Consider the following 13968-nt stretch of genomic DNA (forward strand, 5'->3'; position numbering starts at 1 on the left):
GGCTCCGCGAGGATAAGTCCGGAGGCCGGCGCGTCAGCTCGCCCACAGCAGCGCGGCCAGCGCCAGCGCGGTCGCGAGCGAGAGCCAGAGGACGCCGGTCCCGATGTCGGCCCGGGACACGCCGGCCCGCTCCGCGAGTCCGGGATCCGAGACGACGCCATTCGCCCGGCGGACGGCGCGGGCGGCGGCGTTCGACCCGGCGGCGCCGGCCCTCGACACCGCACCGGGGACGGCAGCGAGAACGGCCGCCCCCAACGGATGGTAGACTCGGTCGATGTCGGGCGCGGGCGACAGGTGAGAAATCGGACGGCGGAGGAGCGCGAACGCGCCCGTTCCCGCGGCGACGATGACGACGGCCTCGACCATCTTCCGCGTCGAGAAGACCGTGCTCGTGGAGACGCCGGCCGGGAGGATCGCGGCGAGCGCGCCCGGGAACAGGCCGAAGACGACGCACGGGACGGCCAGCAGGGCGAACGCGGCGCTGGCGGACGGACCGACGCCGTCGGAGTGTCCCCGTCGCCCGTCGTCCTCCGAGGGCGCGGGGCGGAGGAACGCGTAGTAGCCGAACTTCGCGAACGAGATCACGGTGCCGACCGCGCCGATCTGCAGCAGCCACCAGAGCGGGTCGGCGCCCGCCGAATCGACCGCCGACGTGACGAACCCCTTGCTGACGTACCCCGAGAAACCGGGGACGCCGGTGATCGCGAGCGCCGCGGCGGCGAAGGCGGCCGCGACCGATGGGAGCCGCCGGCCGAGTCCGCCCACCTTCTTCAGGCTCTCCCGGCCCGTCTCGACGACCACCGCGCCGGCCACCATGAACAGGAGCGTCTTGTAGAGGACGTTGTTCACCAGGTGTGCGAGCCCGCCAGCGCGACCCCCGGCTGTCGCGAGGCCGACTCCGGCGACCATGTAGCCGACCTGCGAGACGATGTGGTAACTCAGCAGGCGCCGTACGTCGGTCTGGAGGACGGCCATCGTGACGCCGACGACGACCATCGCGCCGCCGAGATAGGCTACGGCCAGTCGCTGCTCGGGGACGACCCTGAGGAGTGCATAGACGCCGACCTTCGTCGTGAACCCCGAGAGGATCACCGTGCTCGCGACGTGCTGGCGGGGGTAGGTGTCGACGATCCAGACGTGGACCCCCACGAAGCCGATGTTCAGCCCGACACCGAGGACGCCGAGCAGGGTCGGGACCCCCGCCGCGAGCCCGTCACCCATTGCGAACGTGCCAGTCCGCGCGAAGTGGAGGAGGACGGCGGCGACGAGCGTCGCGCCGCCGAGCTGATGATAGACGGCGTAGCGGTACCCCGAACGGGCGGCGCCGGGCGAGAGCCAGACGAGTGCCGTCGCGGTGACCGCCATCGCCTCCCACCAGACGACCAGCGACAGCCAGTCGCCCGCGAAGACGGCGCCCAGCCCCGCGCCCATGTACGCCAGCCCGATCGCCAGTTGGCGCGCCGAGAGGCCGGTGCCGTACGCGAAGGCGACGTTGGCGACGGCGACGAACGCGAAGACGAGACCGACGACTCGCGAGACCGGATCGACCGCGAACAGGACGGCCTCGAAGCCGAACAGACGCGCGGGGACGTGCGCTCCGGCCGGGACGGCGAGGAGCCAGCCGACGACGCCAGCCGCGACGACAGCCCCGACCGCGTGGCCGAGGCGCCGGTCGACGGACGCGAGCGCCGCCGCGGCGACGAACGCCAGCGCCGGCGGGACGGCGGTGAAGCTCACGGGCCGAACACCTCCGCCACCGTCAGCTCGGCCAGGTCCCAGAACGGGAGCGCGTCGGGGACGATCCCGAGGACCACTGCCGTCGCCGCGGTGAACAGGACCGGTGCGAGGAGCGCGACGCGCGTCTCGGTGAACGGCGTCCGCGACTCCCACTCGGCGTCGCCGTGTCCGCGGTCGTGCGTCTCGTCGCCCGCGCCGTGCCCGCCGTCGGCGGCCCGGTCGGCAGGCTTCCCTTCGTGGTCCGCGGCGTGGTCGCGATACTCGGGGACCGGGACTGGAGGGCCCTCACGAACGAACGCAGCCGAGAGGACCGGCCAGAACAGCAGCAGCTTGAGGGTACCGGCGACGAGGTAGACCGCGCCGTACCAGGGGACCCCGGCCGCGAACGCGCCGAGGACGAGGTAGATCTTGCTGACGAACCCGGCGAGTAGCGGCATCCCGGCGAGACCTGCGGCGCCGACCGCGAACGCCGCCGTCGTAGCCGGGAGCCGCGCGGCGATCCCCCGCAGGTCGGCGAGGTACTCGACGCCCGTCTCGACGTATATCAGTCCCGCGCCGAGGAACAGCGTGATCTTCATGAACGCGTGGGCGACGATATGGAGGAGCGCACCGAATACCGCGAGTCGGGCGTCGATGGCGAATCCGAGCGCGATGTACGATAACTGCGACACCGTCGAGTAGGCCAGCGCCCGCTTTATCTTCGCCTGTCGGAGCGCGACGACGGCCGCGAGCACCGCGGTCGTCCCGGCCGCGACCGCCAGCGGCGTCCCGAGGCCCAGCCCCGCGACCGACTCCGGGCCGAAGACGTACATGACCGTCCGCCCGAGGCCGAACGCGCCGCTTTTGACCACCGCGACGGCGTGGAGCAGTCCGGAGACGGGTGCCGGCGCGACCATCGCCCGCGGGAGCCACCCGTGCAGCGGCATCACCGCCGTCTTGACGGCGAAACCCGTCGCCAGGAGGCCGAACGCGAGGCGTGCGAGCATCGGGTCGGCGTCGGCCAGCGCGGCGATCCCCCCGGGGGCGAACGTCGTCGTCCCGGCGAGGGCGTACACCAGCACGGTCCCGCCGATCGCGAGGACGCCCCCGCCGAACGTGTACGCGAGGTAGGTCCGGCCTGCCGCCCGCGCCTCGTCGGTCTCGGCGTGGGCGACCAGCGGGTACGTCGCGACCGTCAGCAGCTCGTAGCAGACGACGAACGTCAGGAGGTTCGCGGCGAAGGCGACCCCCGTCGTCGCCGCGATGGAGGCCGCGAACGCCGCGAAGTACCGCGTCTGGGCGTGTTCCCGCAGCGATCGCATGTAGCCGACGCTGAAGGCGCTGGTCGCGACCCACAGCACCGCGGCCAGAAGTGCGAACAGCGCCCCGAACGGGTCCGCGCGGAGCGCGAGGCTCACGTCGAAGACGAACGCACCGGCCTCGGCGGAGGGGCGCGCGCCGCCGAGCACCCGGTAGCTCGTCGCCGCCGCGACCCCGAGCAGTCCGAGGGCCGCGACGAACGTCGCCCCCTCGCGGAGATTCGGCCGGGCGCGCAACGCGTAGATGGCCGGGACCGCGGCGGCCGGGAGGAGCACGGCCAGCGCGACGAGCGGCGAGGCGCTCATCCGACCAGCCTCGCGACCGTCGGGTCGACCAGTCCGCCGATGCTCGCCGCGCCCAGGCCGAGCGCGACGGTGAGCACGGCCGCGACGAGTATCACCGCGAGCGCCCCCGTCGAGGGGTGACGGTCCGGCGCTCGCGCGGAGCGCCGACCGTCTCCGTCGGCCGACGACTCGTCGCTGTCGGCTCCCACCGGCGCACCGCCGGCGTCTGGCCCCTCGCGGACGGGCTCGACGAACACCCGCTGGAGGAGGCGGCCGAAGTACGCGAGTGAGGCGAGCGTGCTCGCGAGGACGACTGCGGCGGCGACCGTCGCGCCTCCCTCGGCGGCGGCGAGCAAGACGTACAGCTTCCCGGCGAAGCCGACCGTCGGCGGGAGGCCGACGAGGCCGAGGGCGAACACCGCGACCGCGCCGCTCAGCAGCGGTGCCCGGCCCGCGAGGCCGGCGTAGTCGTCGACCGTCCGGACGCCGTACCCCGCAGCGAGCGCGCCCGCGGCGAGGTAGAACCCGCCCTTCGTGACGGCGTGCCCGACGAGGTGGACGACCACACCGACGAACCCGGTCGGGTTCACGAGACCGATCCCGACCGCGACGATGCCCATCTGCGCGACCGAGGAGTACGCGAGCAGGCGGCGCACGTCAGAGGAGCGGAACGCCAGCAGACTCCCGGTGGCGACGCTGAGGACCCCCGCGGCGACCAGCCCCGTCTCGACGAGCGGGACAGCGCGAACGAACCTGACGGTGAACGCCGAGAGCAGCAACCGAACGAGTGCGTACGCCGCGGCGGTCGAGATCAGCGCGGCGAGCAGGCCCGCGACGGCCGGCGGTGCCTGCGCGTACGCTTCGGGTTTCCAGACGTGCAGCGGGAAGAGAGCGGCCTTGACGCCGAGGCCGACGGCCATCAGGCCGAACGCGGTGACGGCGAGCGTCCCGTCGAGCCCGCCGGCGGCCGCGAGGGCGTCGGCCAGCGCCGCCATGCTCAGCGTCCCCGACGCCACGTAGACGTAGGCGACCCCGAGCAGGTACAGCGACGCGCCGACGGTGCCTACGAGGAGGTACTTCAGCGCGGCGAGGGCCGCCCGCGGCCCCTCGCCCCGCGCGACCAGTGCGTACGACGCCAGCCCGCTGATCTCGAGGAAGACGTAGAGGTTGAACGCGTCGGCGGTGAGGTAGACGCCGGTAACCCCGCCGACGAGGAGCAAGTAGAGGGCGAAAAAGGGGCCCGACCGGGGGCCCGACCCCCGGACGTATCCGAGTGTTCCGAGGCCGACGAGCGCCGTCAGGACGAGAAATGGCGCCGACAGCCCGTCGACGACGAGCGTGATCGCGTACGGTTCGGCGATCCCGCCGACCGCCGTTCGGACCGGGCCGTCGGTGATCGCCCGCGCGGCGACCGCCGCGGCCAGCGCCGTCTGGACCGCGAGCGCGACCGCGGTCACGGCGAACGCGAGCGTCGCGCCGTCGTCTCCGCTCTCGATCGGTTCGCCGCCGGGAATCAGGTCGGCGACGACCGCCAGCGCGCCGGCGACGAGCGGCACCGCCACCAGCAGCGTCGGCTCGACGGTCACCGCTCCAGCACCTCCCTGATGGCGTCCTCGCGGAGGGTTCCGGTGGCCCGGTAGACCCTGACCACGAGCGAGAGCGCCACGGCGGTCACCGACACGCCCACGACGATGGCCGTCAGGACGAGCACCTGCGGGACCGGGTCGGCGTGGGGACCCGGCGACGCGAGGTTCGGCGACCGCCCGTCCGCGCGGAACGCGGCTGCGACGAGGAACAGGAAGATCCCCGTCTGGAAGACGTTCAGACCGACGACCTTCTTCACGAGGTGCTCGTCGTCGACCAGGACGACCAGCCCGGTGGCCGCGAGCAGGACCGCGACGACGTGCGGGAGGCGGGCGAGCAGCGCGGCGGCGACGCTCACCGCTCGTCCCTCCCGAGTTCGAGAAACAGCAGCGAGACGACGCTCGCGACGGTGATCCCGATCCCGACCTCGGCGATCTCGACCGCGTAGACGGTGGCCTTCTCCAGGGGGAGTCGCGCGTACGCTCTCGCGTCGAGAAACGCACCGTCCAGGGCGAGACTCGCGAGCGCGACGGCGGCGAAGACGACGAGGCCCGCTGCCGAGCCGACCGTCAGGCCGCGGAGTCCGACGGCCCGACGCGTCTGTCCGAGGCCGAACGCGAAGCCGACGGCCACGACCGCCGCGCCGACGACGACGCCTCCCTGGAACCCGCCGCCGACCGACGACGTCCCGTGGAGCATCGTGAACAGGCCGAACGTGAGGACGAACGGGAGGATCGCGCGGACCGTCTGTGTGACGACTACGCTGTCCACCGTTGGCGGGTCGTCGCTCACGCGGACTCCCCTCCCCGGAGGACCGAGACGACGGCCACGCCGGCCGCGAACACCACGGCCACTTCGCCGAACGTGTCGAAACCGCGGAAGACGACCAGCACCGCCGTGACGACGTTGTCGATACCCAGCCCGCCGGTCTCGGCGAGGTAGAATGCCGCGGCGCCGTCGGGGCCGAACGCTGGCGCCCTCGGGTCACCGGTCCGCGGGAGCGCCGGCACCGTCGACCCGAGCACGACGACCACCGCCGCGCCGACGAGCAGCCCGCGGCCGCCGGGTCGCGCGTCGAAGGCGCGTTCGGCCGGCGAGGGGTCGGTCCGCGACGCGGCGGCGAGAAACAGCGCGGTCGTCACGCCGGCACCGACGACCGCCTCGGTCAGCGCCACGTCGGGCGCGCGGTAGACGATCCACAGCAGCGCGAGCCCGAGGCTGTACGCACCGAACGCGACGGTGAGCACGTACAGGTTCCGGGCGAGCGCCACCGTCGCGCCGGCGACGAGGACGAACGCGAGCAGGACGACGGCGAGCGAGGTCGGATCCGGCGTCACGCCTCGCCCTCCTCTCCGTCGTTCGCCCAGGGCTCGACGCCGTCGGCCTCGGCCGAACGGACGACAGCGTGCGCCGCAGTCGGCCCGGTCACGAGCAAGAAGAGGGCGAGCGCGGCGAGCCTCGGGGTCGTCGCGCTCCCGGCGTCCGCGAGGCCCGCCGCCCCGAGTGCGAGCAGCGCGCCGAGCGTCTCGCTCTTCGAGGTGGCGTGGGCCCTGCTGTACACGTCGGGGAGCCGGTAGAGACCGACGGCGGCCACCGCAGTGAAGACCAGCCCGCCCGCGAGGAGGGCGAGCGCGGCGACGCGCGTCACAGCGGCCCCCCACGACCGACGAGCACCTTCGCCAGCCCGATCGAGAGCAGGAAGTTGAGCAGCGCGTACGCCAGCGCCACGTCGACGAAGCCGGGCTCGTCGAAGGCGGCCGCCGCCAGCGCGATGACGACTACCGTCACGGTCCCCGCGGCGTTGACCGCGAGGACGCGGTCCTGGACGGTCGGTCCGGCGGCGACGCGCCCGAGCATCGCGAGTGCGAGCGCGACGAACGCCGCAGCGCCGACGACGAGTGCGCCGCCGATCACCGCCCGTCCCTCCCGTGGAACACCCAGGCGACGGCCCGGGCCATCCCCCCGTCGCGGAGCCCCGCCCGCGTCCCGGCGGTCAGCGTGTGGACGCGGAAACACTCGGCCGTCGCGTCGACAGTCACGGTCCCCGGTGTGAGCGTGATCGCGTTCGCGAGCACGGCCCGCTCGAAGGGGCCATCGGCGCTGGGGTCGAACTCGACCGTCTCGGGGTCGATCGGCAGCGACGGTCGGAGGATGACGGAGGCGATTCGGACGTTCGCTCTCGCGATCTCGAAGAGGAGGTAGGGGAGAAACAGGGTTGCGCGAGCGGTCCGGGCGACCGCCGTCGCGGCCGACGAACCGGTCTCGACCGCCACCGAGGCCAGCGCGGCAGCGACGAGCGCGGCAGTCGCGGCGCCCGTGACCAGGTCGAACGGGTCGGTCGGGTCGCCGAGGAGGAGGTAGAACGAGGAGGAGAGGACGAACGTGACGAGGACGCCCAGGCGGTCGCGGCCGTGGCGAAGACGTCGGCGGCGGGTCGGTCGCGGCGCCGGTAGCCACTCGACCGGGACCGGGAGGTCGGGGAACGACGCTCGGTCCACGCGAGCGGGGTCGACGACGACGCCGCTCACGTCGCCAGTCTCGACGCGGTCGGCGACGAGACCGGCGGGGTCGTCAGAGACGACCGCGTCGACGGAGACGCGCCCGGCCAGTCCGCGGTCGGCGACGAGCCGCCGGACCTCGGCCGCGCGCGCACTGTCTCCGACGACCACCGTCACCGCCGCCGTCGAGTCCGCCGCTGTCGCCAGATCCCGGTGGCGCCCGACGGCGCGGGCGAGCCGCTCGTCGTCCCCGCCGTCGACCACGAGAAATCGGTCGGACCCCAGGGGAGTCATGTGATCTGTACTAACGGCACAAATCGTTAAAATAGCACCTCCGCGCTCCGTCGCGGAGCGGCCGCGAGGCCGTCGGGCGGTCACTGCCAGAGGAGATCGCTGACCCAGTCGAACAGGTTGAGCGCGACGAGGAGAGCCCCCTCGCGGCCCGTGAGGGCCTGTCGGGTCCACAGCAGGCCCGTCGCGACGGCGGAGATGGCGAGCAGCCAGAGCGCGCTGCGGAGCGCGGCATCGGCGACCGAGAGGGGCCGAACGATCGCGGCCACCCCGAGCACCCCGAGGACGTTGAAGACGCAGCTACCGACGACGTTGCCCGCGGCGACGTTCGATTGGCCGCGAGCGGCCGCCGCGACCGACGTGACGAGTTCCGGTGTCGACCCCGCCCGCGCTTCTCGACGGGCGGTGCGGGCGGAGTTCCCGGGCCCAGTCGTCGGAGGGCGCTGCCGTCGACGGGGTCAGGCGTCGGGTGCGGCGTCGTCGGGGACGCGCCCTTCGACGAGCGACTCGTCGCCGAACTCCTCGCGCAGGGCCTGTTTGTTGAACTTTCCAGTCGCGGTCTTGGGCACTTCGTCGATGAAGACGACGTTGTCCGGGACCCACCACTTGGGGTACGATTCGAGGATGTGCTCGCGCAGGCTCGCGTCGAGGGCGTCGCGGTCGACGCCCTCGTTCGGGACGACGAGCGCGAGCGGTCGTTCCTGCCAGCGCTCGTGGGGGACGCCGATGACGGCGGCCTCGGCCACGTCGTCGTGGGCCATCAGTTCGTTCTCCAGCTCCTGCGAGGAGATCCACTCGCCGCCGCTCTTGATGACGTCTTTGGCGCGGTCGACGATCTTGATGTAGCCGTCCTCGTCGACCGAGACCACGTCGCCCGTCTTCAGGTAGCCGTCCTCGAACTCCAGGTCGTTCGCCTCCGGCCGCTCGAAGTACTCGGTGGTGACCCACGGCCCTTTGACCCACAGTTCGCCGAAGTCCTCGCCGTTCCAGGGCACCTCCTCGCCGTCGTCGTCGACGACCCTGAACTCCAGGCCCGGCGTGATGAGTCCCTGTTTGGACCGCTTTTCGAGTTGCGTCTCGTAGTCGGCGTCCGCGAGGCTGCCCTTGAGGTGGGCGGCCGAGCCGACGGGCGAGGTCTCCGTCATGCCCCAGGCGTGGAGCAGTTCCACGTCGTGGTCGTCGAAAAAGCGGATCATCGCCTCGGGGGCCGCGCTGCCGCCGACCACCAGCCGGTCGAGCGCCGACAGGTCCACGTCGTTCGCTTCGACGTACTCCATCAGTCCGAGCCACACCGTCGGGACGCCCGCGGTGACGGTGACGCCCTCCTCCTCGATGAGACGCGCGAGGTCCGCCGGCTCCGGCTGGGGACCGGGGTAGACGTGCTTGGCCGCGCCCGCGGTCGCCGAGAACGGCAGGCCCCAGGCGTTGACGTGGAACATCGGGACGACGGGCATCACCACGTCGTCGTCGTCCAGCGGGATCCCCTGCGGTTGCTGGAGGGCCATCGTGTGACTCCACAGCATGCCCTGGGTGTACTCGACGCCCTTCGGCCGCCCGGTCGTCCCCGACGTGTAGCACATCCCCGCGGGCTGGTCCTCGTCGTTGTCCGGCCAGTCGTACTCCGTCGAGTGGCCCCCGATGAACGACTCGTAGGCCACCGCGTCGAGGTCCGTGTCGGGCACCGTCTCGCCCATCACCACGTAGCGCTCGACCGACTCGAACGACGAGGGGTCGCTCGCGACCGCGCCCTCCAGTTTCGGCAGCAGCGAGTGGTCGACGAACAGCGTCCGGTCCTCGGCGTTCTCGACGATGTACTGGATGTGCTTGTCGGGCAGGAGCGGGTTGATCGTGTGCAGCTGGGCGCCGATCCCCGGCACGCCGAAGTACGTCTCGAAGTGGCGGTGGTGGTTCCAGCAGAACGTGCCGATCCGTTCACCGTCGCCGTACCCCGCCTCGTCGAGGGCACCGGCCAGCTGTGCCGTCCGGTCGCCGTACTCGTCGTAATCGTACCTGACTATGCCGTCGTGCGTGCGCGAGACGACCGCTGTCTCCGGATACAGTTGCTCGGCGCGCCACAGGAACGGTCGCAGCGTCTGGTCGGTTCCGCCTGGCATACGGTAGCACACGTACCGCTAGTACAAGAAACGTGCATGAACGATCGCAAACGACTCGGTCGTTCGTTCGGTGTGCGCGTGTTCGGCACGGGTCGGGCGGCGTCCGGGCTCGGAGCCGTCGGGCTACACTTCGATCTGTTGCATCAGTTCGACGAGCTCGTCGAGTTGGGGGAAGGTGTACACCTTCACGTCGACGTTGGACTCGGGCGCCTGGACGTGCGAGTCGAACATGAGCGCCATGTCGCTCTCGCGGTCGCCGACGAGTTCGTCGACCATGCCGCTCCCGGGGCCGAAGATGAAACTCGGCGGGCCGATGTCGATGGTGGTGTCGAGGACGTTCGCCCACCCGTCGATGAAGCCGCTGGTCATGATGTTGCCGATCTCCTGGATGGCCGAGCGCTCCATGTCGGTGAAGCCGTCGGCGGACGGGTCGGTCTCCCCCATGTCGCCGATCATCCCGTGAGAGAGTTCCTTCGCGCTCGCGGCTTCGAGGAGAAAGAGGATGTGGCCGTGGGGCGGTTCGACCAGTTCGATGCTGATGCCGATCTGCTCGGCGTGACCAACGTGCGTCTTGATGTCGGGGATATCGATGAAGTTGATCTTGGTGATCTCCATCTCCGTCTCCATCCCAGTCATCTGGCTCAGATGGCCCGCGACGGTGTTTCCGCCCTCCTTGGCCATCTTGTTGAACAACCCGAGTTTGCGGATATCTATCTTCAGACTCATTGGCGACCCTGCGGGGTGCCGACGGGTTTCGACCCGACCCACATAAGCGGTCCCCCCCGATTTTCGCAATCGAGACTGGCGAGGAATCCGCCGCGGTGGGGCGAAGTGGGGCGGAGTGGGGCGGAATGGGGCAGGGTGGCGCGAGACGGGGCGGAGTGGGGAAAGTTGGCGCGAGATGGGGCGGTGCGGTTCAGTGCTCGCGCTGGCTCACGGCGACGCCCTCGCCCAGCGGCAACAGCGTCGTCTCGAACGCCTCGTCGCCGCGGACCGTCTCGACGTACTCCGCGATGCCGCGCGTCATCCCGTCCATCGATCCGGCGTCTCCGTCGCTCTCGAAGTAGTCGCGTAGCTGTTCGGCGTCGATCGACCCGCCGGCGACGGCGTTGTCGGCGGCGACGATGCCGCCCGGTGCCACCTTGTCCCGGACCGCCTCGAACGCCTCGGCGTAGCGCTCCTTCTGGCAGTCGATCAGCACCACGTCGAAGGGGCCGTCGTAGTCCTCGACGGTCTCGATGGCGTCGCCGTGTTCGAACGCCGCCCGGTCCGCGAGGCCTCCGCGGTCGAGGTACTCGCGGGCCTGGTCGAGTTCGTCGGCGTCGATCTCGGTAAGGACGACCTCGCCATCCTCCGGGAGTTCCCGCGCGAACCAGTACGCCGAGTAGCCGAAACCCGACCCGAACTCGAAGACCCGCTCGGCGTCGGCGAAGCGCGCGCACATCGCCAGCCAGCCGCCCACCGCGGGCCCGACGTACGGGAACCCCTCGCGGCGGGCCTGTGCGCCCATCTCCTCGATAATCTCGTCGGCCTCGGGGCCGATGGCCGTCGCGTACGATTCGAGCAGGTCCGGGAGTTCGTCTGCCGTCATAGGCCAGTGGTTCGCTCCCCGTCCGGAAAAAGGGGCCCCGCCCCGGTAGTCCGTGCCGGATCAGGAGTAGCGAGTGTCGAGGATCCGAACGAGAACTCCGGCGACAGCGAACGAGCCACCGCGTACAGCGTGAAAGCCCCCGGCCCCTTTCATTCCCACCCACATTGACTGATGACTTGGCAGATTCGGGTGGGAATGAAAGGGGCGACCGCCTTCGGGAAGCACGGCGACGTAAGCACGCGAACGGAGTGAGCGCGCGCAGCGAGCGCGTGGCGCGACCGACGGGAGCGCCACGGTCGCTCGAACGGTGAGCGAAGCGAACCGTGAGAGCCGCGCGACCGAAGGCGGTCGGGGCTTTCACGCTGTTGTAGGCGGGGACCCTGAGCACGATAGCACTCGTCGATCCAACACAGGAAGCATCCACTCCTAGCCGTCGAGACATTCAAACGGGTACGGCCGTAACCCCGGACATGTCAGAGACGCCGCCGGGGCCGAAGGGCGAGCCGCTGTTCGGGAGCAGCCGACGGTACGCCCGAGACCCGTTCTCGTTCATCGCGGCAGTCGAGGCGACCTACGACGGCGTGGCGCTGTTCGACATGGGACCGATGGACACCTACATGGTGACCGATCCGGCCGACATCGAGCGCGTGCTCGTCTCGCAGGCCGACGCCTACCGGAAACCGGACTTCCAGAACGACGCGCTCGGCGACCTGCTGGGCGACGGACTCCTCCTCAGCGAGGGCGAGACCTGGGAGCGCCAGCGCGACCTCGCCAATCCCGCCTTCCGGATGGCTCGCCTCTCGGGGATGGCCGACCGGATCACCGGCCACGCCGAGTCGATGGTGGAGGGGTGGTCGGCCGGCCAGACCGTCGACGTCGAGAGCGAGATGGCCCGGGTCACCCTGAACGTCATCCTCGACCTGATGATGGGCGTCGAACTCTCGGACGAGCGCGTCCAGACCGTCGAGGACCAGCTGGAACCGCTGGGGCGGCGCTTCGAGCCCGACCCGCTCCGCTTCGCGATGCCGGAGTGGGTGCCGATGCCCGGCGACGAGGAGTTCGAATCCGCGGTCGACGCGCTCGATTCGGTGCTCGACGAGATCATCGAGACGCGTCGCGGGACCGAGGGATCCACCGGCGTGGAGCGTATCTCGGCGGACGGCGAGAACGTCGGCGGCGACCCCCCGATGGACTTCCTCTCGATCCTGTTGCGGGCGCAGAATCGGGGCGAGCAGTCGGCCGATCAACTCCGCGACGAGATGATGACGATGCTGCTGGCCGGCCACGACACGACCGCGCTGGTGCTGACCTACACGTGGTTCCTGCTCTCCGAGCACCCGGAGGCCGAGCGTCGCGTCCAGCGGGAAGTCGACGACGTCCTCGCGGGTGACCGACCGGGGATGGAACACGTCCGGGAGTTCGAGTACCTCGACCGGGTCGTCAACGAGGCGATGCGCCTGTACCCGCCGGTGTTCACTATCTTCCGCGAATCGACCGAGCCCGTGGACCTCGGCGGGTACCACGTGCCGACGGGTTCGACGATCATGCTCCCGCAGTGGGGCGTCCACCGCTCGGAGCGGTACTGGGAGGACCCCGAGACGTTCGACCCCGACCGGTTCAGCCCCGAGCGTCGCGCCGACCGGCCGCGCTTCGCGTTCTTCCCGTTCGGAGGCGGGCCGCGCCACTGCATCGGGAAGCACCTCTCCCTGCTAGAAGCGAAGCTCATCCTCGCCACCGTCGTCTCGGAGTACGAACTGGCCTTTCTGGGGAATACGCAGCTGGAGTTCATGCCGTCGCTGACGATGCATCCCCGCCAGACGATGGAAATGCGGATCGAGGAGCGGTGAGAACTGCTCGCGCGCGCTCCCGCTCGGTTCGTCGTCAGTCGGCCCGGTCGAGCGCCGCCCGTCCCTCGTCGACCCACCACTGCAAGTCCTTGTACGCCTCGGGCCAGCTGGTCAGCAGTCTGTCTTCGGCCGCGGCGAGTTCCGCGGGCGTCCAGAAGCGCGCTTCGGCCACCTCGTCGTCCGCCGCTGGCGTGCCGGCCACGTCGGCGGCGTCGACGGCGTAACAGAGACAGGTCTTGTGGGTCGCCTCGAACTTGACGAACGTCCGCGAGTCGAACAGGACCATATCCTCGGGGTCGACGGTCAGCGTCGTCTCCTCTTCGAGTTCGCGAGCGCCGGCGACGTCGGGGTCCTCGCCGGCTTCGACCATCCCGCCGGGCGTCCCCCAGAGGTCCCGGTCGGGGATATCGACTTTGACCAGCAGCACCGCGTCGCCGTCGTGCGGCTTCGCCGCACTGCCTGGGGGACTTCGTCCCCCGCTGTCGAGAACGGCCACTCGCGCCGTCGGAATGGGATTGAAGAACTCGTACTCGCCGCAGTCTTCACACTGCTGGACAGACGGTGGATCGACCGCTTCGAGCCGACCCCCGCAGTCCGGGCAGTAGTCGGGTGGGGTGTTGGGCATTGACACACCGTCGGCGGTGAGAGATAATAAAGGTCCCTGACACGATCGACGGTTCGGGTTCGCTCCGCGTTCACGCTCGCCGGCGCGTTCCGTCAGTG

General features: G+C 70.8%; 14 protein-coding genes and 1 pseudogene. 1 reads left to right on the forward strand and 14 read right to left on the reverse strand.

All coding sequences use genetic code 11. The features are described 5' to 3' along the window. Nucleotides 1-33: 33 nt before the first annotated feature. From ACMGFE_RS21325 to ACMGFE_RS21385, 13 genes and pseudogenes are all read right to left on the reverse strand, one after another. Nucleotides 34-1737, reverse strand: a complete 1704-nt coding sequence (locus tag ACMGFE_RS21325; protein ID WP_436927314.1) for a proton-conducting transporter transmembrane domain-containing protein — start codon at nucleotides 1735-1737, stop codon at nucleotides 34-36. Continuing rightward, nucleotides 1734-3341: a complex I subunit 5 family protein gene (locus tag ACMGFE_RS21330; RefSeq protein WP_436927315.1), complete on the reverse strand. Its 1608-nt coding sequence runs from the start codon at nucleotides 3339-3341 to the stop codon at nucleotides 1734-1736. Before ACMGFE_RS21330 ends, ACMGFE_RS21325 begins: the two co-directional genes overlap by 4 nt. Further along, nucleotides 3338-4906 (reverse strand): proton-conducting transporter transmembrane domain-containing protein, encoded by a 1569-nt coding sequence (locus ACMGFE_RS21335; RefSeq protein ID WP_436927316.1) that lies wholly within the window; start codon nucleotides 4904-4906, stop codon nucleotides 3338-3340. The genes ACMGFE_RS21330 and ACMGFE_RS21335 overlap by 4 nt, the downstream gene beginning before the upstream one ends. After that, on the reverse strand, nucleotides 4903-5262 hold the full coding sequence (locus tag ACMGFE_RS21340; RefSeq protein ID WP_436927317.1) for a cation:proton antiporter subunit C: 360 nt from the start codon (nucleotides 5260-5262) through the stop codon (nucleotides 4903-4905). Before ACMGFE_RS21340 ends, ACMGFE_RS21335 begins: the two co-directional genes overlap by 4 nt. After that, nucleotides 5259-5696, reverse strand: a complete 438-nt coding sequence (locus ACMGFE_RS21345; RefSeq protein WP_436927318.1) for an MnhB domain-containing protein — start codon at nucleotides 5694-5696, stop codon at nucleotides 5259-5261. The genes ACMGFE_RS21340 and ACMGFE_RS21345 overlap by 4 nt, the downstream gene beginning before the upstream one ends. Then, nucleotides 5693-6241 (reverse strand): DUF4040 domain-containing protein, encoded by a 549-nt coding sequence (locus tag ACMGFE_RS21350; RefSeq protein ID WP_436927319.1) that lies wholly within the window; start codon nucleotides 6239-6241, stop codon nucleotides 5693-5695. The genes ACMGFE_RS21345 and ACMGFE_RS21350 overlap by 4 nt, the downstream gene beginning before the upstream one ends. Beyond that, a complete protein-coding gene (gene mnhG, locus ACMGFE_RS21355; RefSeq protein ID WP_436927320.1) occupies nucleotides 6238-6552 on the reverse strand; it encodes a monovalent cation/H(+) antiporter subunit G in 315 nt (104 codons plus the stop codon). The genes ACMGFE_RS21350 and mnhG overlap by 4 nt, the downstream gene beginning before the upstream one ends. Then, the gene (locus ACMGFE_RS21360; protein ID WP_436927321.1) at nucleotides 6549-6818 is read right to left on the reverse strand and encodes a monovalent cation/H+ antiporter complex subunit F; all 270 of its coding nucleotides are present in this window, start codon (nucleotides 6816-6818) and stop codon (nucleotides 6549-6551) included. Before ACMGFE_RS21360 ends, mnhG begins: the two co-directional genes overlap by 4 nt. Then, nucleotides 6815-7696 (reverse strand): Na+/H+ antiporter subunit E, encoded by an 882-nt coding sequence (locus tag ACMGFE_RS21365; RefSeq protein ID WP_436927322.1) that lies wholly within the window; start codon nucleotides 7694-7696, stop codon nucleotides 6815-6817. Before ACMGFE_RS21365 ends, ACMGFE_RS21360 begins: the two co-directional genes overlap by 4 nt. A gap of 80 nt (nucleotides 7697-7776) precedes the next feature. Beyond that, a pseudogene (locus ACMGFE_RS21370) lies at nucleotides 7777-8067 on the reverse strand (calcium:cation antiporter family protein); the annotation flags it as partial. A gap of 84 nt (nucleotides 8068-8151) precedes the next feature. Continuing rightward, a complete protein-coding gene (locus ACMGFE_RS21375) occupies nucleotides 8152-9807 on the reverse strand; it encodes a long-chain fatty acid--CoA ligase (protein ID WP_436927323.1) in 1656 nt (551 codons plus the stop codon). A 123-nt stretch (nucleotides 9808-9930) separates the two neighbouring features. Continuing rightward, nucleotides 9931-10533 carry a chemotaxis protein CheC gene (locus tag ACMGFE_RS21380; RefSeq protein ID WP_436927324.1) on the reverse strand — a complete coding sequence of 201 codons (603 nt, stop codon included), beginning with the start codon at nucleotides 10531-10533 and terminating at the stop codon, nucleotides 9931-9933. 190 nt (nucleotides 10534-10723) lie between these two features. Beyond that, on the reverse strand, nucleotides 10724-11398 hold the full coding sequence (locus ACMGFE_RS21385; RefSeq protein ID WP_436927325.1) for an O-methyltransferase: 675 nt from the start codon (nucleotides 11396-11398) through the stop codon (nucleotides 10724-10726). A 470-nt stretch (nucleotides 11399-11868) separates the two neighbouring features. Here ACMGFE_RS21385 and ACMGFE_RS21390 point away from each other — a divergent pair, with 470 nt between their 5' ends. Beyond that, nucleotides 11869-13245 carry a cytochrome P450 gene (locus ACMGFE_RS21390; protein ID WP_436927326.1) on the forward strand — a complete coding sequence of 459 codons (1377 nt, stop codon included), beginning with the start codon at nucleotides 11869-11871 and terminating at the stop codon, nucleotides 13243-13245. Nucleotides 13246-13279: 34 nt separating this feature from the next. Here ACMGFE_RS21390 and ACMGFE_RS21395 read toward each other — a convergent pair whose 3' ends face one another. Next, nucleotides 13280-13870: an NUDIX hydrolase gene (locus tag ACMGFE_RS21395; protein ID WP_436927327.1), complete on the reverse strand. Its 591-nt coding sequence runs from the start codon at nucleotides 13868-13870 to the stop codon at nucleotides 13280-13282. Nucleotides 13871-13968: the final 98 nt, after the last annotated feature.

Origin of the sequence: Halosimplex amylolyticum (assembly GCF_051414035.1) — an archaeon.
GTDB lineage: Archaea > Halobacteriota > Halobacteria > Halobacteriales > Haloarculaceae > Halosimplex > Halosimplex amylolyticum.